The 20,306-nt window shown below is 31.6% G+C and carries 21 protein-coding genes and 1 pseudogene; 13 read left to right on the plus strand and 9 right to left on the minus strand.

Features of this window, described 5'->3' with window-relative positions:
* Window positions 1-2: 2 nt before the first annotated feature.
* Window positions 3-518, minus strand: a pseudogene (locus B2X73_RS05590) (DUF2400 domain-containing protein); the annotation flags it as partial.
* On the minus strand, window positions 519-1,193 hold the full coding sequence (locus tag B2X73_RS05595) for an ABC transporter ATP-binding protein (RefSeq protein WP_038335263.1): 675 nt from the start codon (window positions 1,191-1,193) through the stop codon (window positions 519-521). It abuts the pseudogene before it with no gap.
* 402 nt (window positions 1,194-1,595) lie between these two features.
* Here B2X73_RS05595 and sucC point away from each other — a divergent pair, with 402 nt between their 5' ends.
* Complete coding sequence (gene sucC, locus B2X73_RS05600; RefSeq protein WP_221853950.1) at window positions 1,596-2,789, plus strand: ADP-forming succinate--CoA ligase subunit beta; 1,194 nt, start codon at window positions 1,596-1,598, stop codon at window positions 2,787-2,789.
* A 203-nt stretch (window positions 2,790-2,992) separates the two neighbouring features.
* A complete protein-coding gene (locus B2X73_RS05605; protein ID WP_286495049.1) occupies window positions 2,993-3,703 on the plus strand; it encodes a hypothetical protein in 711 nt (236 codons plus the stop codon).
* Between the two features lie 56 nt (window positions 3,704-3,759).
* On the opposite strand, the gene B2X73_RS05610 is transcribed toward B2X73_RS05605, so the two are convergent.
* Both B2X73_RS05610 and B2X73_RS05615 read right to left on the minus strand, forming a co-directional pair.
* Window positions 3,760-4,140 (minus strand): PUR family DNA/RNA-binding protein, encoded by a 381-nt coding sequence (locus B2X73_RS05610; RefSeq protein WP_280052022.1) that lies wholly within the window; start codon window positions 4,138-4,140, stop codon window positions 3,760-3,762.
* Between the two features lie 117 nt (window positions 4,141-4,257).
* Entirely contained in the window at window positions 4,258-6,015 is a 1,758-nt protein-coding gene (locus B2X73_RS05615; RefSeq protein WP_291095973.1) for an ABC transporter ATP-binding protein, read from the minus strand.
* Here B2X73_RS05615 and nusB point away from each other — a divergent pair.
* The 6 genes from nusB (at window position 6,006) to B2X73_RS05645 (ending at window position 10,944) form a co-directional block, all read left to right on the plus strand.
* Entirely contained in the window at window positions 6,006-7,028 is a 1,023-nt protein-coding gene (gene nusB / locus B2X73_RS05620) for a transcription antitermination factor NusB (protein ID WP_260509518.1), read from the plus strand. The genes B2X73_RS05615 and nusB overlap by 10 nt on opposite strands.
* Before the next feature lie 44 nt (window positions 7,029-7,072).
* On the plus strand, window positions 7,073-7,564 hold the full coding sequence (locus B2X73_RS05625) for a DUF1573 domain-containing protein (RefSeq protein ID WP_221853954.1): 492 nt from the start codon (window positions 7,073-7,075) through the stop codon (window positions 7,562-7,564).
* Window positions 7,565-7,588: 24 nt separating this feature from the next.
* Entirely contained in the window at window positions 7,589-7,945 is a 357-nt protein-coding gene (gene yajC, locus B2X73_RS05630) for a preprotein translocase subunit YajC (protein WP_221853955.1), read from the plus strand.
* A 70-nt stretch (window positions 7,946-8,015) separates the two neighbouring features.
* Window positions 8,016-8,618, plus strand: a complete 603-nt coding sequence (gene coaE, locus B2X73_RS05635) for a dephospho-CoA kinase (RefSeq protein ID WP_221853956.1) — start codon at window positions 8,016-8,018, stop codon at window positions 8,616-8,618.
* Window positions 8,619-8,690: 72 nt separating this feature from the next.
* Entirely contained in the window at window positions 8,691-10,244 is a 1,554-nt protein-coding gene (locus B2X73_RS05640) for a sensor histidine kinase (protein ID WP_221853957.1), read from the plus strand.
* Window positions 10,245-10,248: 4 nt separating this feature from the next.
* Window positions 10,249-10,944 (plus strand): response regulator transcription factor, encoded by a 696-nt coding sequence (locus B2X73_RS05645; protein ID WP_221853958.1) that lies wholly within the window; start codon window positions 10,249-10,251, stop codon window positions 10,942-10,944.
* A gap of 2 nt (window positions 10,945-10,946) precedes the next feature.
* Here B2X73_RS05645 and B2X73_RS05650 read toward each other — a convergent pair whose 3' ends face one another.
* The 5 genes from B2X73_RS05650 to B2X73_RS05670 all read right to left on the minus strand — a co-directional run bounded on the left by B2X73_RS05650 (window position 10,947) and on the right by B2X73_RS05670 (window position 15,645).
* Window positions 10,947-11,126, minus strand: a complete 180-nt coding sequence (locus B2X73_RS05650) for a glycosyltransferase family 2 protein (protein WP_221853959.1) — start codon at window positions 11,124-11,126, stop codon at window positions 10,947-10,949.
* Between the two features lie 193 nt (window positions 11,127-11,319).
* Complete coding sequence (locus B2X73_RS05655; RefSeq protein WP_221853960.1) at window positions 11,320-12,036, minus strand: hypothetical protein; 717 nt, start codon at window positions 12,034-12,036, stop codon at window positions 11,320-11,322.
* 701 nt (window positions 12,037-12,737) lie between these two features.
* A complete protein-coding gene (locus B2X73_RS05660; protein WP_221853961.1) occupies window positions 12,738-13,148 on the minus strand; it encodes an ABC transporter permease in 411 nt (136 codons plus the stop codon).
* Window positions 13,149-13,410: 262 nt separating this feature from the next.
* A complete protein-coding gene (gene rfbB / locus B2X73_RS05665; protein ID WP_221853962.1) occupies window positions 13,411-14,457 on the minus strand; it encodes a dTDP-glucose 4,6-dehydratase in 1,047 nt (348 codons plus the stop codon).
* Between the two features lie 21 nt (window positions 14,458-14,478).
* Entirely contained in the window at window positions 14,479-15,645 is a 1,167-nt protein-coding gene (locus tag B2X73_RS05670; RefSeq protein ID WP_291095975.1) for a nucleotide sugar dehydrogenase, read from the minus strand.
* Between the two features lie 247 nt (window positions 15,646-15,892).
* On the opposite strand from B2X73_RS05670, the gene panB reads away from it, so the two are divergent.
* From panB to B2X73_RS05695, 5 genes are all read left to right on the plus strand, one after another.
* A complete protein-coding gene (gene panB, locus B2X73_RS05675; protein WP_221853964.1) occupies window positions 15,893-16,708 on the plus strand; it encodes a 3-methyl-2-oxobutanoate hydroxymethyltransferase in 816 nt (271 codons plus the stop codon).
* Between the two features lie 98 nt (window positions 16,709-16,806).
* Entirely contained in the window at window positions 16,807-17,490 is a 684-nt protein-coding gene (locus B2X73_RS05680; protein WP_221853965.1) for an RluA family pseudouridine synthase, read from the plus strand.
* Window positions 17,491-17,514: 24 nt separating this feature from the next.
* The gene (locus B2X73_RS05685; protein ID WP_221853966.1) at window positions 17,515-18,375 is read left to right on the plus strand and encodes a lysophospholipid acyltransferase family protein; all 861 of its coding nucleotides are present in this window, start codon (window positions 17,515-17,517) and stop codon (window positions 18,373-18,375) included.
* A gap of 13 nt (window positions 18,376-18,388) precedes the next feature.
* Window positions 18,389-19,381, plus strand: coding sequence for a glycosyltransferase family 2 protein (locus B2X73_RS05690; RefSeq protein ID WP_286495060.1), 993 nt, complete (start codon window positions 18,389-18,391; stop codon window positions 19,379-19,381).
* Between the two features lie 106 nt (window positions 19,382-19,487).
* Window positions 19,488-20,276 (plus strand): GLPGLI family protein, encoded by a 789-nt coding sequence (locus B2X73_RS05695; protein ID WP_291095977.1) that lies wholly within the window; start codon window positions 19,488-19,490, stop codon window positions 20,274-20,276.
* Window positions 20,277-20,306: the final 30 nt, after the last annotated feature.

Genomic DNA, 20,306 nt, shown 5'->3' on the forward strand with positions numbered 1-20,306 from the left:
GTACGGGGTAACATATTGATACGCTTTGCAGCCGAATTATTCAATGGATCTGAAATATGTTTAGTTGTTCGAGTTGGATGTTCTATTTCAAAAAAAGTTTGTTTGAAATTCGAGATTGATGCTTGCATCGAATCTGAAGTTTGATGTTTTGCAAAAACTTGTTCCAATCCGCCATGATTTTGATAAATGTTACGAAGCGATTGCATGAAAAATTTCAAATCTTCACTATTGAATGTTCTGTGAACAAAACCACCCAAATTCTTTAAATGATTCTCAGAGAAATTCATCACAAAATCGTAAGGCGAATTTCCCATCAACTGCATCATTTTATTCGCATTATTGATAATCATTTTACGATTTCCCCATGCAATTGTTGCCGCTAAAAACCCAGCAATTTCGATATCTTCTTTCGCAGAAAATCTATGCGGAATCTGTACTGGATCAGAATCGATAAAGTCTAATGTATTATATTGAAGAACTTTTTCGTCTAAAAAATCCTTTAATTCTTCTTGAATCATTTACATTTCTATTTGAAAAATTCCATCAGCCATCACCAATTTTCGATCAGTCATATTTGCTAATTCTTCGTTATGTGTCACAATGACAAAAGTTTGTCCAAATTCGTTTCGAAGATTGAAAAATAATTCATGTAATTCTTCAGCATTTTTAGAATCTAAATTACCAGAAGGTTCATCAGCAAAAACTACTTTAGGCTGATTAATCAACGCACGAGCTACTGCTACACGTTGTTGTTCTCCTCCAGAAAGTTGATTAGGTTTATGTGTCAAACGTTGCGAAAGTCCCAAATAAGACATTAACTCTTTTGCACGCTTTTCGGCTTCTGCTTTTTTTGTTTTCTTGATAAAAGCTGGAATACAAATATTTTCTATTGCATTAAATTCTGGCAACAATTGATGAAACTGAAAAATGAATCCAATGTTTTCGTTACGAAATTTAGATAAATCGCGATCGTTTAACTTCGTGATATCTTGTCCCGCAATCTGAATAGAAGTATTATATTTCTTTGGCTCAGAACTTTTTTCTAATGTTCCTAAAATTTGAAGCAAAGTTGTTTTTCCTGCTCCAGAAGCACCAACGATAGAAACGATTTCTTTTTCTACAATCGATAAAGAAACATTTTTTAGCACTTCTAATTCACCAAATTTCTTAACAATATTTTCTGCTTTTATCATGAGGTAAAGATATAAATTAAGTACTAAGTCTTAAATCATAAGTGATAAGTTTTTTTTGAATTAAAATTCGTCAGTTCGAGTAATTTTTAGAAATGAAATGATAAAAAATTGTATCGAGAATAGAATTTCACTAGAATTGACGGTTTTTTATTGATAAAATTATAAAATCAATCCTCCGTCGAAAATGCTTTAAACCCAAAACAAACAATTTTAGTGTACTTGGTACGATTTAAAAATTATATAACAATTGTTTTGACTTTTTAAATCATTAATATTCGTATCTTGTAACCTCTAAATAAATAATATTAATCACTTTTTTAGCATAAGCTGATAAAATTAATATGGCAAAATTTAGAATACATCAACAATATTTTTATTTTTGTAATTGAAAAATCAAAAAAAATGAATCTTCACGAATATCAAGGAAAAGAAATTCTTAGTAAATATGGTGTGAAAGTACAACGTGGTATCGTTGCTACTACACCAGAAGAAGCTGTAGAAGCTGCTAAACAATTAACTGAACAAACTGGTACAGGTTGGCATGTCGTAAAAGCACAAGTACACGCAGGTGGTCGTGGAAAAGGTGGTGGAGTAAAGCTTGCTAAAAACTTGGACGAAGTTAAAGAGAAAGCAAACGAAATCATCGGAATGCAGTTAGTAACACCTCAAACTTCGGCTGAAGGTAAAAAAGTTCATCAAGTTTTAATTGCTGAGGATGTTTATTATCCAGGTGAATCTGAAACTGAAGAATACTATGTTTCTGTATTGTTAGATCGTGCAACTGGTAAAAACATGATTATGTATTCTACTGAAGGTGGAATGGATATCGAGGAAGTTGCTGAGCACACACCAGACAAAATCTTTACAGAAGAAATTGATCCTGCTGTAGGAATCCAAGGTTTCCAAGCGCGTAAAGTTGCTTTTAACTTAGGTTTATCAGGAAATGCTTTCAAAGATGGTGTTAAATTTATCACTGCTTTATATAATGCATACGTTGCGATTGACGCTTCTATGTTCGAAATTAACCCAGTTCTTAAAACATCTGACGATCAAATTATCGCTGTAGATGCTAAAGTATCTATCGATGATAACTCATTATTCCGTCATCCAGATATCGCTGCTTTACGTGATACAAGAGAAGAAGATCCAACAGAAGTTGAAGCTGGTGAAGCTGGATTAAACTTCGTAAAATTAGACGGAAACGTAGGATGTATGGTTAACGGAGCTGGTTTAGCAATGGCAACTATGGATATCATCAAATTATCTGGTGGTAATCCTGCAAACTTCTTAGACGTTGGTGGTACTGCTGATGCTGAGCGTGTAGAAAAAGGTTTCCGTATTATCTTAAAAGATAAAAACGTAAAAGCTATCTTAATCAATATTTTTGGTGGTATTGTACGTTGTGATCGTGTTGCTCAAGGTATTTTAGATGCTTACAACAATATGGGTGACGAAATTAATGTGCCAATTATTGTTCGTTTACAAGGAACAAATGCAGAAATCGCTAAGAAAATGATTGATGAATCAGGTTTCGCTGTTCACTCTGCTATCACATTAAAAGACGCTGCTGACAAAGTAGAAGAATTAGTAGGTTAGGATTTTAACTTATTTACAATATATCAAACCTCTCAAAGAATTCTTTGAGAGGTTTTTTTGTATGATTTATTGTCATTCTGAACCTGTTTCAGAATCTCACGAGATGCGAACCTGAAATAAATTCTACTTGACATTTTGTAATTAAATGATTTTACTAAATAAAGCTGATAAATTAAAATATTGTAATTTTAGAAAAAATAAATATGGACAATAGGTCTATTATAAGTAAATATAAAGATTTACATAATGAAGTTTTAAGTGATTTTTCAATTAAATGGAATCCTGAAAAATCTAAAAATTTTAAATCAGATGTTATTAAATTCTTTTACTTTGAAAAAGAATTTGATTGGAATATATTATTAAATGCTCTATACGTAATTGATGACACAGAATACGCCAAGAAAAATTACTTAAAATTTAAATTATCTGGACCTACTAAAATACTAGATATAGGAGAACAATACCTGAGGCTTTACGGAATTTTAAATGCTGTTTATCAACAACAATTAGCAATAATTAACTTAATTGAGATTCATAAAATTCCACACAAATCCAAAATAGTTAATGATTTAAAAAAGTATAAAATAATTGAATTAAGAAATAAAATTGGTGCTCACTCTACGAATTACATAAGCAATGACTCTAAAGATTTTGATGTTTACGAAATTTCACGGGTTGATTTAGAAAATGATAAAATTCTATTAATAAAAAATCAAGATATTGATGAATCTTATGATCTTGAATCTCTATTATGTGAGTTTGATTATGAGATTCAAAGAATATATTCAATAATATTAAACAAATTTCTCAAGAAAAAGAATATAACTAAATATCTAACTATTTTGGATAATATAGATTTTGAAAAAGATGGAGGATTGTTGATAGGAGACATAAAAATATTCAAGCATAAATAAAAACCTCCGCTCAAATTATTGAGTGGAGGTTTCTTTTTACGCATATTTAGTAAAGTCTATATATCGTCAAAATCGATATTGGTAAAAGATTCAACTTGCGTTTCGTCTTTACCCACAACTTTAATTTTTGGATCAAAATCTTTCTGATGTCTTTCCGAAATTACCTCTTGTCCTTTTTGAGCAAAAACAAAATCGGTCGTTTCGTCTAACATATCTTTGAAACTTTCAAAATCTTCTTTGTACAAGTAGATTTTATGTTTTTTGTAATACACATTTCCATCTTCCTGCGTATTTTTTTTACTTTCAGTAATCGTCAAGTAATAATCCCCTGCTCTTGTTTCGCGGACATCGAAAAAATAAGTTCTTCTTCCAGCCCTTAATACCTTTGAAAAGACTCCTTCTGCATCCACCTTTTCTTGGTTTTCAAAATCATTCATAAGTCTAAATAGAGTTTAATTGTTAAATGTTTCCTAACAAATCTAAAAAAAATTAAGAAAATAACAACGTTTTAAACAATTATTTTCTATTATTTTATTAAATCTATATAAATAAACTTAATCTAGCAGTTGTTTATTGTACAATTCATAATAATAACCATGCTTATTTAATAATTCGCTGTTCGAACCATTTTCTAAAACATGACCATCTTCTAAAACCAAAATCTGATCAGCGCGCTTTGCAGAAGACACACGATGCGTAATAATGATGGTTGTTTTACCATTAATCTCAGAAGATAAATTATTCAAGATTTGTTCTTCGGTTTCGGTATCTACAGCAGACAAACTATCATCAAAGATTAATATTTTCGGATCATTTACCAATGCACGAGCTATAGAAACACGTTGTTTTTGACCTCCAGAAAGCGTAACGCCGCGTTCACCAACAACTGTTTCGTAACGTTCTTTAAATCGATCAATATTATCATGAACAACAGCTTTCTTCGCAAAAATTTCAGCCGTTTGCTCATCTGTATCGTCAGAACCAAACAAAATATTATTGGTTAGCGAATCCGAGAAAAGGAAAGCTTCTTGCGGAACATAACCAATTTTTTCTCGAATAGATTCTACATTAATATCATGAATATTTTTACCATCAATCAAAATTTCACCAGAAGTCGGTTCCAGCGAACGCGCAACTAACAAAGCAATTGTCGATTTTCCTGAACCTGTTTTTCCAAGAATCGCTAAAGTTTCACCTTTATTAATTTTGAACGAAACATTATCCAACGCCTTAATTCCTGTGTTTTCGTAGATATACGTCACATTTTTAAATTCGATTGTTCCTTCTACTTCATGATTGACTAATTGTTTTTCTTTCACATCAGTTTCAGCATTCAAAAATTCGTTGATACGAAACATTGATGCTTCCGCACGCTGCACAACCATTGTAATCCAACCCAACGAAGTAAATGGCCAAATTAACATATTTAGGTAAAGGAAAAATTGTGCAATAGAACCAATATCCATTGTTCCTTCTATATATTTTACTCCTCCCAAATACAAAATCACCAAATTACTCACACCAACTACAACAACCATCAATGGTCCAAAAGCTGCCTGAATTTGAGCTAAATTAAGCGCACGTTTCTGATATTCGTCTGCTTCTACTTCGTATTTAGATTTAATAAATTCTTCCGAATTGAATGATTTTATCACACGAATTCCAGCAAAAGTATCTTGTACAGATGACGAAATCGTAGATTGTTGTTCTTGTACGCGCTTACTTTTCTTGTTAATATTTCGTGCAACATTATAAATTAACAATGATAAAATCGGTAATGGAGCTAATGTATAAAGCGTTAATTGTTGATCAATTTGCAACATAAAATACGCAATGATCACAACTCGCGATACCAAATCAATTGGATACATAATTCCAGGTCCAAGATACATACGCACCAATCCGACATCTTCGGTAATACGATTCATCAAATCGCCCGTTTTGTGTTTTTTGTAAAAGGACAACGATAATTTTTGATACTTATCGTAAATCACATTTTTCAAATCGAACTCAATATAACGCGACGCCACAATAATCATTTGTCGTGTACCAACCGTCAAAACTCCTCCCAAAACTTTAAAAAAGAAAAAAGCCAAACTGGCATACATCAAACCATCTTTCAAAAGATCGAGGTTATCTGTTCCTTCTTTCTTAAAATTTCGTAGCAATTCTTCAACTGTATTAATCGCTTCTCTAATATATGTAACGGAATAAACCTGCACCCAATTGGCACAAATCGTAAAAATGAAGCCCAAAAATATTCTCCATTTATACTTCCATAAAAATTTATTTAACTTTTGTAATGATTTCACAAAACAAAATTACATTCTTTTTTTTACCTTTGCATCAATTTATTAGACGTTATATCATTGAAATTATGTTGGGAAGAAGACAACTACGCGAAAAAGTAATGCAGAATATCTATGCTTACAATAGTTTAGGAACTGAAGGCGAAGAAAGAGCGGTCGAGAAAAATATGATGAAAAGTATCGATCAAATCTATGATTTGTACATTTATCTCCTAAATTTGATTAAAGTTCAAAAGGACATTGCAGAGCATAAAATTGAACTTGCAAAATCAAAAAACTTTCCAACCCAAGAAGATTTAAATCCAAATTTAAAATTTGTTCAGAATAAAATATTCAAAATTATTGAACAAAATCTTGAATTATCTCGTTATTCAAATGACAACAAATTTTTACTTTGGGATATTTATGATTCTTATCCAAACAATATCTTTAAAAATTTGACAGAAAGCGAATTGTACAAAACGTACATGAGCAGCGACAAACATTCTTTTGAAGAAGACAAAGAATTTATCTTGAACTTTTTCGTAGAATTTATTGCTGAATATGAAGATTTGCACGATTACTTAGAAGGAATTCAGATCACGTGGGCAGACGATGTACATATTGCAAATGCGATGGTACACACAACGATAAAATCGTTCCGTCAAAACAGTTCTCCGTTGATTTCTTTGTTCAAAGTTTACAAAGATTTAGATGACAAAAAATTTACTGAAGAATTATTCCGTAAAACTATTCGTCACCAAGTAGAAACAAGAAAAATCATTGACGAAAAAGCTCAAAACTGGGAATTAGATCGTATTGCGACAATCGATTTGATTATTTTAGAAATGGCTTTGACAGAATTTTTATATTTCTCAAATATTCCTGCAAAAGTTACAATCAACGAATATGTGGAATTAGCGAAGAGTTATTCGACAGAAAAATCGCGTGTTTTTGTTAACGGAATCTTAGATAAAACATTAAAAGAGTTAAAAGACAATAATAATTTACCAAAATACGGTAGAGGTTTATTATAATCACTATTTTTTCTTAATTTTGACTAAGACAAATAATTATAAAAATGAAAAGTAAATTATTTATTTTAGGTGCATTTGCATTATCATTCGCAATCAGCTCTTGTGGAGAGAAAAAAGCTAGCGACAATTTTACAGCAGAAGAAACAGCTCAACAAGCTGAAAATGTTGTAGATCCAGCTACAGCTCCAGTTTTAACATTAGCAGAAGCAAATCACGATTTTGGAGATGTAAAAGCTAACAATAAAGTAGAAACATATATCAAGTTCAAAAACGATGGTAAATCTCCATTAGTTATTCGCGATGCGTCTGCAACTTGTGGTTGTACCGTTCCTGAATTCCCTTCTACTCCAATTGCGGTAGGAGCTACAGATTCTATCAAAGTTGTTTACACAGCTGGAAACATGAACGGAAAACAACAAAAAACAGTAACTTTAGTAACAAACACAGTAAACGGTCACGAGAAATTTGATATTTCTGCAAACGTTGTTGGAGCTACTGCAAATGATCAAAATGCGCAACAAGCATTTGGACAATAAGTATTAAATCGATAAAATATAAAAATGATTCAAACAATCTTTTTACAAGCTGGTGCACAAGGCGGAGGAATGTCTATGCTTTTGATGTTCGGAGGAATGTTCGTAATTATGTACTTTTTCATGATTCGTCCTCAACAAAAGAAAGCGAAACAAGAAAAACAATTTCAAACGGATATCAAACGTGGTGATCAAGTTGTAACAACTTCTGGAATTCACGGGAAAATCAACGAAATTTATGACGACGCTGTTATCATCGAAACTGGAGCTGGAAAAATTAAATTTGAAAAGGCTGCAATTTCTCGTGAATTAACTGCTGCACGTTATTCAAAAACGACTGACAAAGCTGAAAAATCAGACAAAGTAGTAGAAGAAAAAAACTAAGTTTAAGGTTAACATATATTTAACTGATTGCCGAAGGAATTATTCTTCGGCATTTTTTTAACTTCAAACCATGAAAAACAACCAACCTTTTGTAGCAGGTATTACTGGCGGAATAGGATCTGGCAAAAGTACAGCAGCAAAATTCTTCGAAGAATTAGGTATTCCGGTATATAATTCTGACACAAGAGCGAAAACGATTCAGAATGAAAACTCTGAAGTAAAAGTTAAAATTATTGCAGCTTTTGGTGAAGAAGCGTACAATGAAAATGGTTTGAATAAACCATTTATATCAAAACAAGTTTTTCAGAATAATGAAAAATTGAAGCTATTAAATTCAATTGTTCATCCAGCAGTTTTCCAAGATTTTGAAGATTGGAAAAAAGCTCAAAAATCGGACATTGTAATGAAAGAAGCTGCCATTTTAATAGAAAGTGGTAGTTACAAAGATTGCGATGTTGTGATAAGTGTAGTGGTCGATATAGAAACGCGAATTGCACGAACTATAGAAAGAGATGGTTTATCACGAGAAGAAATTCTTGCGAGAATAAACAATCAGATTTCGGACGAAGAACGAATCGCTAAATCAGATTTTATTATTGATAATAATGGCGATTTAGCTCACTTGAAAAATGAAGTGGAACAAACGTTTATCAAAATCAAAAAAATGATTTAATCGTCCAAATTTTAACAAAAAGATAGAAATTAGAAAAGATTAAACTATTTTTAATCATTCAATAAAAAATAAATGAAAAAAGGATTTTATAAAATCTTAATCGTTATCATGAGTGTTGCGCTTATAGGATTGATAATTATTCAATTCTATTGGCTAAACTTAACAATTCAGAATGGTACAGACAGTTTTAACAACAATGTGTACCAAGCGATGAATTATACAACAGAGAAAATAAACAAAAACGAATTAGAGCGTTATTATAAGAAATTCAATAATATACAATCTGATTTAAAATCAAATAAAGATAAACCGCAAGTTGTAACCAATCAAGTCATCAAAGATTCGCTTGGTGTAACGTACGCTTATGTAACGCGCTATGTAGTCGAAAAATCGATGTTGCCATCATCTGGAAAATACAATGACAGCTTAACGAAAGCGAATATTTATTCGCAAGAACGCGTTTTCAAAATAGACAAAGATTCTTCTGCAAGAGGAATTCCGAATCTTAATCTGAATTTTGAACACGCTTTACAAGACGGAACATTTACATTGGAAAGTGCTGCACGTTGGGACGCTGGTTCTACGCCAATCGACAAACGTGTGAATTATGCGATGCTAGATTCTATTTTGAAAAACGAATTACGCAACAGAGGAATTCACCAAGCAATGCCAATTTTGGCAGTTTTGAAAAAAGATTCGACAGAAACAAATGTCAAATCAAAAGATTTCGATCGCAATAAAATTGAGTTTATGGTTCCGCTATTTTTGGATAGAAAGGATCATATCGAATATTATTTGGCAGCAAATTTTGTTAACCGAAATTTAGCCATTATTGCACCAACCGTTCCAGTTATTTCGTTGACATTTATCTTAACCATGATTATTATTACGGTTTTCTCCTTGTCAATTTATTATATGCAATTGCAACGCAAGAGTTCGGAAATCAAAACAGATTTCATCAATAATATGACGCACGAATTCAAAACGCCTATTGCAACCATTAATATTGCGTCTGATGCATTGCGTAATGAAAAGATATTTACTGATCCTGAAAAGGTGAAATATTATGCAGATTTGATCAAACAAGAAAACAAACGTATGAATGCTCACGTTGAGATGGTCTTACGAATGTCGAAGCTTGATCGCAATCAAATGGACATGAATTTTCAGGAAGTAAATTTGAATGGTATTGTACAAAAAAGTGTTGAGCCGATAAGATTTATTGTAGAAGAAAGAAATGGTACAATATTTGAGGAATACAACGCAGAACAATCATTTGTAAAAGGAGATCCCTTCCATTTAGAGAATATCGTTATTAATGTATTGGATAATGCTCGAAAATACTCTCCAAACACACCAGAGATTAGAGTAAAAACATACAACAAAGACAACAATTTTTTAATTGAAATTTCTGATAAAGGAATGGGAATGTCGCAAAACGTTCTGAAAAAAATATTTGAACAATTTTATAGAGAAGAAACGGGAAATATACACAATGTAAAAGGTCATGGACTTGGGTTGGCTTATGTCAAAAAAATCGTTCAGCTTCACGGCGGACAGGTTTGGGCAGAAAGTTCAGCAGGAAAAGGAAGTACTTTTTTCATTAAAATCCCTCTAAAATCATAGATCAATGAGTGATAAACAACGATTACTTTTAGTAGAAGATGATCCAAGCTTCGGAAGTGTATTAAAGGATTATTTGGTTATAAACGATTTTGACGTAACGCACGCAATCGATGGTGAGGACGGTCTTACCAAATTTAAAGAAAGTGATTATGATCTATGCATCCTTGATGTAATGATGCCTAAAAAAGATGGTTTTACATTAGGAAAAGAGATCAAAGAACTAAAAAGTGAACAACCAATTATATTTTTAACAGCGAAAAACATGCGCGAGGATGTTTTGAATGGTTACAAAATTGGAGCAGACGATTATGTCTTAAAACCATTTGATTCAGAAGTTTTATTGTACAAAATAAAAGCTGTTTTACAACGTAATTCTGGCGAAGAAGAAAAATTTGAACAAGAAGATTTCAAAATTGGTAAGTTTACGTTCAATGCAAAATTGAGACAATTAATTTACGATGGTAAATCACAGAAACTTTCGCCAAAAGAAAACGAATTATTACGTTTATTGGCAGTTTACAAAAATGATTTAATGCCTCGTGAGATTGCCTTAACACGTATTTGGCACGATGATAATTACTTTACATCACGTTCTATGGACGTATATATTGCGAAATTACGTAAGTATTTGAAGAAAGATCCAGCAGTAGAAATCGTGAATATTCACGGTGAAGGATTCCGACTTTTAATTCAGGAATAAGATTAATCTTTATAGAAAAAAACCTCAACATAGTTGAGGTTTTTTTGTGGTATTGTACCGTCATTTACAATAATACATTTCCAATTTTGATAGGTTTGATCTAAGACTGATTGTAGACATTCGTCCATATAAATAGACTGATTGTAGCAAGGAACAATAACCGAAATAAGAGGTTGTTGCATGATGTGTATATTAAGTGTTTCTAATTTAGCTGTTTACAATGTTACTTCATTTGTAAGAATATACAAGTTATTATTTGATGGCATTGCTTTTCTATTTTTTAAGCGTATTTATTTATCATTATTTATTTTATACGATAATTAAGATATTCTTAATGAAAAGTAGATTTACTAATTATAGCTTATGCTTTCTTATTTATAGGAATGTGGTGAGTGTATAGTGAAAAGGATGAAAGAGTTTAGCTTGTTCGTTGTCTTGTGTCACAATGGATATGCCGACAAAAGGAAAAATTGTTGATGAGTTTTGTTGTTCTTGTATTTGTGGTGATAATTTAATTTCTGCAAGTGGTGTAGCAAGGTTATCTATTGGAACATAGAAATTTTGAAAATTGATAAGATTTAACTCTAATTCTTCGGTGCAAACCAACCATCCTATACTGATTTCTAAAAAAGCGTTTGGGAATTTGGATTTGTGTTGAAATACTAGGCCTGCTTGTATTTTTAATTCATTTGTTTGGGCATTATATTCCACATAAAACGGGGATAGTTTGCACTTTTTGTTGAGTGAACGATGTTGTAATTTACCATTTTTGTAGGCTTCTACTAGTGCTGTGTACATGGTAGATTGATTGGTTTCTTTTTTTATAGTAGAAAAAAATGAAACCAATTGGTTGTGAAAAGTTCCGTCTTTTTGTTTCCAGTTGAATGGTAGTATGTGTTTCTTGAATGATGCGGAAAACATCGATAATTCTTTGAAACGTCTCTTAACTTCTATTGTATTTGGATGTTGTTGTGCTGAACTATTAACAAATCCGCCTGCATATTTTTTGACAAAAGATTTACCATTACGTTGAAAAAAAATTAAATTTCCTAATTTACCATTTATATTAAATTCATTATCTGTTTTAGCCATAAATTTACTATATTTAACTATTGAAAATCAATTAATTAAATTTAGCGAATTTATTTCTATTTTTCTCCTTTTTAATTATTTTTTACTTCTTCAACTGTATTCCTAAGTTATTTTTATAGTAGTTCTATGCTACCTCTGTGCTACCTTTATGTCGCCTCTAAGCCGACTTAAAGAGGAGGTTTGTTATAGGAATTTGTGATGATACTTCATGTATATTAGCTATAATGATGCTGAATAAATTTGTGGATTGCTTAATTTTGATTTTGATTTGTTTTATACAAACAGATTGTTTAGTGTTTCTTGCTAAATGTAGATTAGTAGAGGTTAGCTATTAGGTTTTGTTGTAAAGTAAAGTTGTTACCGATTAATATGAGCTTTTTCTAATTATAGGTATTTATATCCTTTAAATAGTCCTAATTTATATAGTAATTTTAGTAATCTTGATTTTTTTAGTAACTCTAATTTAGTAGAAATGTTGTCATTTCCATTTTATTAGTTTTAAAGATGTTCTAAAGCCAATATCTTTAATATAATTTATATACGAAATATCAAACGTTGAGTATTTCAAAATAAAAAAAATATGATTTTTAATTCTTTTATGAATTAGTTTCTTTTGTGAATTATTTAGCTTTTTTTTTAAAGTTTCTTTAATTTGCTAACCTCCTTATTATTAATATTTATAAGATTTGAATGATTTTTTGCTAACTGTGAATATATTCGGAAAAAGTATAAACGGCAGTAATCTGATTGATATAATAAACTGGGATATTGTTGATAGCAAAGCTAAAAATTAAAAGTACCACCAATAGAAATGGAAAGTAGAGAAAATTAATATCTAAATTAACACCGAAATAAATTAAAAAGACGACTAACAAAATAAGTTTCAATCCTAGATTGAAACTTATTTTATACATACCAGCCATTAGAAGCGCTTCTTTAGGGAAATTAATTTTAGAAATAATTCCCTTTCCTGCGTTTACAGAAACCATAGAGCTTTGAACTGTATCAGCAAATACACTCCATAAAATTGTACCAATCACAACAAACAAAGGATAAGGAATACCAACTCCTTGTACTGAAACAACACCTGATCCATTTAAAAACAGCCACACTAATTAGTTAATAATAACTGGAGCAAATGCCAAAAAATACCCAAATAAGACTGTCTATACTGTGCTTGTATGTCCCTTTTAGCCATCTGAAAAGCTAAAAAGTGAGAATTTGATATATCTTTAAATATATTTTTTAATTCCTTGAGGAAATGTGTTTTTTTTGTCAGAAGAGTAAACTACTGTTTTTAAACTCATAAAAACTTTTTAGGTTAAGGTTTTAAGTTTATAGATTAATTTCTTCATTAACCTATAAAACCCTTTTTTAATTATATTGTTTTTCGTAATAATTTTGATAATCGCCAGATGTTACATTGTCCAGCCATTCTTTGTTTGATAAAAACCAATCAATTGTTAGGCTCAAACCTTGCTCAAACGTCACACTTGGTTTCCAGCCTAATTCTTCGTTGATTTTAGTCGCATCAATTGCATAACGTAAATCATGTCCTGGACGATCTTTCACAAAAGTGATTAATTGTTCTGAAGTTCCCGCTTCTTTACCTAATTTTTCGTCCATTTGTTTACACAATTCTTTTACCAAATCGATATTTTTCCATTCGTTGAAACCTCCTACATTGTAAGAATCTCCATTTTTTCCCTCGTGGAAAACCAAGTCAATCGCTTTTGCATGATCGATTACAAATAACCAATCGCGTGTATATTTTCCATCTCCATAAATAGGTAGCGGATTTCCGTTCAAAATATTATGAATACACAACGGAATTAATTTTTCTGGAAAATGATTTGGCCCATAATTATTCGAACAATTTGTCATCACAATTGGTAAACCATAGGTATCATGATAAGCTCTTACAAAATGATCCGAAGATGCTTTTGATGCCGAATATGGTGAATGCGGATCATACGATGTTTCTTCCGTAAAGAATCCTTCATCACCCAAAGCGCCAAAAACCTCATCTGTAGAAACATGATGAAAACGTTTTCCTTCGAAATTATTGTTCCAAATTGTTTTTGCAGCATTCAATAAGTTTACTGTTCCAATCACATTTGTCATCACAAAGTCTAATGGATTTGTGATCGAACGATCCACGTGAGATTCGGCAGCTAAATGAATAACACCATCTGGCTGATGTCTTTCAAAAACTTCTAATATATGTTTTGCGTCAGTAATATCAGCTTTTACGAATTCATAATTTGATTTACTTTCGATATCTTTCAAATTCTCTAAATTTCCTGCATATGTCAATGCATCAAGGTTGATAATCTTCGTTTCAGGATATTTTAAGACAAATTCTCTTACAACGTGAGAACCGATAAATCCAGCTCCACCTGTAATTAAAATAGTTTTCATAGTATTTTATAGTTGTTATTTTTAATCGTTTCCAAACAAATCGCGCGTATAAACTTTCTCTTTCACGTCAGCTAATTCAGGTGCATTTCGATTCGAGATAATCACATCACATTCTTGTTTAAAAGCTTCAAAATCATTCATCACTTTCGATCCAAAGAAAGAATCTTCTTTCAGAACTGGTTCATAAACCACCACTTCAATTCCTTTTGCTTTGATACGTTTCATTACTCCTTGAATTGCTGATGCTCTAAAATTATCTGAACCTGATTTCATAATTAAGCGGTAAACACCAACTTTTTTAGGATTTTTTGCAATGATAGAATCTGCAATAAAATCTTTTCGCGTTCTGTTTGCATCAACAATTGCTTGAATAATATTATTCGGAACTGCATCATAATTAGCCAATAATTGCTTCGTATCTTTTGGCAAACAATATCCTCCATAACCAAACGATGGATTGTTATAATGCGAACCGATACGAGGATCCAAACCAACTCCTTCGATAATTTGTTTACTATCCAAGTTGAATGTTTGTGCATAACTATCTAACTCATTAAAATAAGCGACACGCAACGCTAAATAGGTATTCGAAAATAATTTGATTGCTTCTGCTTCTGTTGAATGTGTAAACAATGTCGGAATATCTTTCTTAATTGCTCCTTCTATTAACAAATTAGCAAAAACTTCTGCTCTTTCACTTTGTTCACCGATAATAATTCTTGATGGATACAAATTGTCGTATAAAGCTTTTCCTTCTCGCAAAAATTCGGGAGAAAAAATAATATTTTGATAGTCTAATCGTGATTTTAAATCTTCAACAAAACCAACCGGAACAGTTGATTTTATAATAACTACAGCATTCGGATTATATTGCTTGACATCCTTTATAACCGATTCTACGCTTGATGTATTAAAATAATTTGTTTTTGGATCATAGTCCGTAGGCGTTGCAACAACCACATATTCTGCATTTGCATACGCAGTTTCTTTGTCTAAAGTCGCAAGAAAATTAAGCTCCTTATTCTGCAAAAAATCTATAATTTCTTTATCTTCAATTGGAGATTTTTTTGCATTGAGCATTGCAATCTTTTCTGGAACAACATCTAACGCCACTACCTCATTACGCTGAGCTAATAAAATTGCGTTAGACAGACCAACGTAGCCTGTCCCCACTATTGCTATTTTCATTTATGGTTATTTAAAATTAGTTTAAGAGAACAAATTTAGTGAAATTCTCTCAATTCGAACACCAATTTACTAAAAATGAGCAAATAGACAAGTATATTTACTTTTACAAAATTGTGAAAATTGTTATTTCATTTTTAACTAACCGTTTATCTTATTCCTCATCTGTCAAACTGGAAAAAATATCAGTCAAAATTAGTTCTGTCTTAATATTCAAATTAACTTTACAAAAGTTAAAAATATAAACGTAATGTCTGTAAATAAAGAAATCAAACGTATCACTACCGAAACTGTGCGTAACATGAAATTTACCGGAGAAAAAATTTCGATGTTAACGGCTTACGATTTTACAATCGCTTCGCTTGTAGATGCGGCTGGAACTGAAGTTATTTTAGTTGGTGATTCTGCAGCGAATGTAATGGCTGGTCACGAAACTACTTTACCAATTACTTTGGATCAAATGATTTACCATGCTCAATGTGTCGTTCGAGGAGCTAAACGTGCTTTGGTTGTGGTTGATTTACCTTTCGGAACTTATCAATCTGATCCACAAAAAGCCTTAGAGTCTTCTGTTCGAATCATGAAAGAATCTGGTGCACATGCGATCAAATTAGAAGGTGGAAAAGAAATTGAAGAATCTATTCGTCGTATCGTAAATGCTGGTATTCCTGTTATGGGACACTTAGGTCTTACACCACAATCTATTTACCAATTTGGTTCATATAAAGTACGTGCAAAAGAAGATGCGGAAGCAGAAAAATTAATTAGCGATGCTAAATTATTAGAGGAATTAGGATGTTTTTCATTAGTAATGGAAAAAATTCCAGCTGATTTAGCTGCTAAAGTAACAGCCTCTGTTAATATCCCTACAATTGGAATTGGTGCAGGTGCAGGTTGCGACGGTCAAGTTTTAGTTGTACATGATATGTTGGGATTAAACAACGAATTCAAACCAAAATTTGTTCGTAAATATTTAAACTTAGAAGATCAAATTCACCAAGCAATTGGACAATATGTTCTGGATGTAAAATCGGGCGACTTTCCAAATGTGAATGAACAATATTAAATAAGTCATGAGTAATAAGTTTTGAGTAGTGAGTTTTTCAATAACAACTTGAGGAAATTCTAACTCAAAACTTTTATCTCACCACTCAAAACTCACTCATGAATCCAAAAATTTTATTCGAAGATAATCATTTGTTAATCATCAACAAAAAAGCAGGTGAATTAGCACAAGGAGACGAAACAGGCGATATTCCGCTTATCGATAGTCTGAAGAACTATATAAAAGAACGCGATAACAAACCTGGAAATGTTTTCTTAGGGTTGGTGCACCGTTTGGATCGTCCAACTTCTGGTGTGTTGATTTTTGCTAAAACTTCGAAAGCGTTAACACGAATGAACGAAATGTTTCAGAAACGAAATATTGACAAAGTTTACCGTGCAATTGTTCAAAGTAAACCGTCAAAAGACTTCGAAAGATTAGAACATTATCTAAAGAAAAATCCAAAAAATAATAAAACAACTGTTTATTCTAAACCAACGCCTGATGCTAAAAAAGCAATTTTAGAATACACCTATTTAGGTGCTTTGGATACTTTTCATTGTGTCGAAGTGAAGTTATTTACAGGTCGTTCACATCAAATTCGCGCGCAACTTTCTTCAGTTGGTTGTCCTATCAAAGGCGATTTGAAATACGGCGCTAAACGTTCTAATCCTGATGGAAGCATTTGTTTACATGCGCATCGCATCACGTTTGAGCATCCTGTCAAAAAAGAAGAATTGACAATTGTAGCTCCTGTTCCGAAAGATGCAATTTGGCAAGCAACGAACAAATTTAATTCGTAAATTTGTCGCTTATTTGTTTGTTAAATGAACAGCATTTTTTATTTCATAATTTTTCAAATTTCACGTTTACCACTTTCGGTTTTATACAGATTTTCGGACTTTCTGTTCTTTCTGTTGTACACGGTTATTGGTTATAGAAGACGTGTCATTAGAACAAATTTAGAAAACTCTTTTCCTGAAAAATCTCACGAAGAAATCAAAGCAATTCATAAAAAATTCTATGCAAATTTTTGTGATTATTTGGTCGAAACTTTAAAAAGTTTTTCTATTTCTCAAGAAGAATTGGACAAACGATTTACATATTCTAATCTCGACGTTTTTAATGAAATAAAAACTGAAAAACGAGATGTCATGTTGATGTGTGGGCATATTTTTAACTGGGAATGGTTTATTGGAACGGTGAAACATTTACCAACAAAAGAAAGTGCAGCTGTTTATCATAAAATTCGAAATCCATTTTGGAACGATAAAATCAACGCTATGCGTGGGCGTTTCGGAACAAAAGCATTGGACATGAAAGATGTGTTGCGTTTTATGATGAAAGCTCCAAATGATGGAGAATTAGCCTATTTATTTGTCGCAGATCAAAGTCCAAAACAATCGGCTGTTCATTATTTTATTGATTTTCTCAATCAGAGAACTCCCGTATTTAATGGTTTTGATAAAATTGCACGCCGCAAAGATATGGCTGTTGTCTTTTGTCAAACCGAAAAAATAAAACGCGGTCATTATCACACAACTTTTATTCGACTACAACCTCAACGAGATAAATTTGAAGAAAATGAAATTGTTCATCAATTTTTTCATCATTTAGAACAAACTATTCAACAACATCCAGATAATTGGCTTTGGAGCCACAAACGTTGGAAATATGCCGATTTGTAATTTTTAAATATTCATGAAAACAGCAATTGCAATCCTAAATTGGAATGGCGAAAAATTATTGCCTCAATTTTTACCTTCGGTTATTAACAATTCTAAAAACGCAACAATTTATGTAATTGATAATGCGTCGACTGACAACTCTATCGAATTGTTGACAACTCAATTTCCTTCTGTCAAAATCATTCAGAACAAAGGAAATTATGGTTTTGCACAAGGCTATAACGAAGGTTTAAAAGAAATTGATGCAGAATATTTCTGTTTATTAAATTCGGATGTCGAAGTAACTGAAAATTGGATAGAACCAATTGAAAAATTGTTTGACAACAATCCTGATATCGCCGCAATTCAACCCAAAATATTAGACTACAAAAACAAAGAATATTTTGAATATGCGGGTGCTGGAGGAGGTTTCATTGATAAATTTGGTTATCCATTTTGTCGCGGACGTGTTTTTTCAACTTTAGAAAAAGACAATGGGCAATACAACGATACCGCACAAATTTTTTGGGCAACCGGTGCAAGTTTATTCATCCGAAAAAAAGATTTCTTTGATCAAAATGGTTTTGATGAAGAATTCTTTGCACATATGGAAGAAATCGATTTGTGTTGGCGGTTAAACAATGCTGGGCGAAAAATTTATTATTGTGGAGAATCAACTGTTTATCATTTGGGCGGTGCAACTTTGGATAAATCCAATCCAAAAAAATGGTATTTAAATTACCGAAATAGTTTGTGGATGATGCTTAAAAATCTACCTGCAAACAAACTTTTTCCGATGCTTTTCACACGTCTTTCAATGGATGGAATTGCTGCTGTTGCCTTTTTACCCAAACAAGGACTTCCACATGTTTGGGCTGTTTTCTTATCACATATGCATTTTTATTTTGGTTTTATAAAAATGTATAAAAAGCGTCAACAACATCAAATTAAAAATTATTCAGATAAAGAGTTATTGCCATTTCAATATTTCGTGCAAAAACGTCAGTACTTTAAGGATTTAAAATAATCTATCTTCAAATATTAAATCATTTCTTAAAATTTCTATAATTTTTTAAGTCTATTATTGTAGAAATAAAATCTTTTACTATCATTGTAGAACAAATCAAACTACAATGAAAAAAATAGTTACATTATTTACTTATTTCGTTCTACTTACCACTATTTCTTTTGCACAAAAGCTTGAAGTGAATTATCAAGAAACTACTGATATTAATGTAGATGAGTTAAAGAAAAACATGAAAGTTGAAACTTCTGGTTCAGTTAATTTACCAAAAGACTTTTATGACAATATGTATAAGAGCCTGTCGGAACCTAAAGATTTTACACTAACAATTAATGATAATTTATCTACGTATAAAAAAGTTGAAAAAATTAGTAATGGTCAAGGTAATGGAGGCTTTTCTATGTCTGTGAGTTTTTCTGGTGGAGGAAATGGAATTGTAAAAGATCTATCAAAAAAGGAATATTCGAAAAGCGCTAATTTGATGGATAAATCGTATTTAATAAAAGATAAATTAACCGAGTACAAATGGCAATTGACACGTGAAACTAAAAAATTAATTGGTTTTGATGTCAAAAAAGCAACTGCAGTTATTGATAGTACAAAATCTTTAGTTGCTTGGTATGCGCCGAGTATAGCCATAAAAGATGGACCTTCAATTTACAATGGTTTACCTGGTTTAATTTTGGAATTAGAAATTATTAATAATTCGAAATCAGAAAAAAAATCATTTGGCAACACAACAATTAGAGCAACTGAAGTGAAAGAAGTCCCGGACATGAAGCCAATTGAAAAACCTAAGGAAAAAAATGTAATTACAGAAAAGGAATTCGAAGAGTTGGCTAAAAAACAGATGGAACGTTTCAAAGAAATGAGGTCTGAAGGTGTGAGTAAGGATTAAAGAAAATATTTTTTATCAATCGTTAAACAT

It is taken from the genome of Empedobacter sp. UBA7252 (genome assembly GCF_002472765.1).
Lineage (GTDB): Bacteria > Bacteroidota > Bacteroidia > Flavobacteriales > Weeksellaceae > Empedobacter > Empedobacter falsenii_B.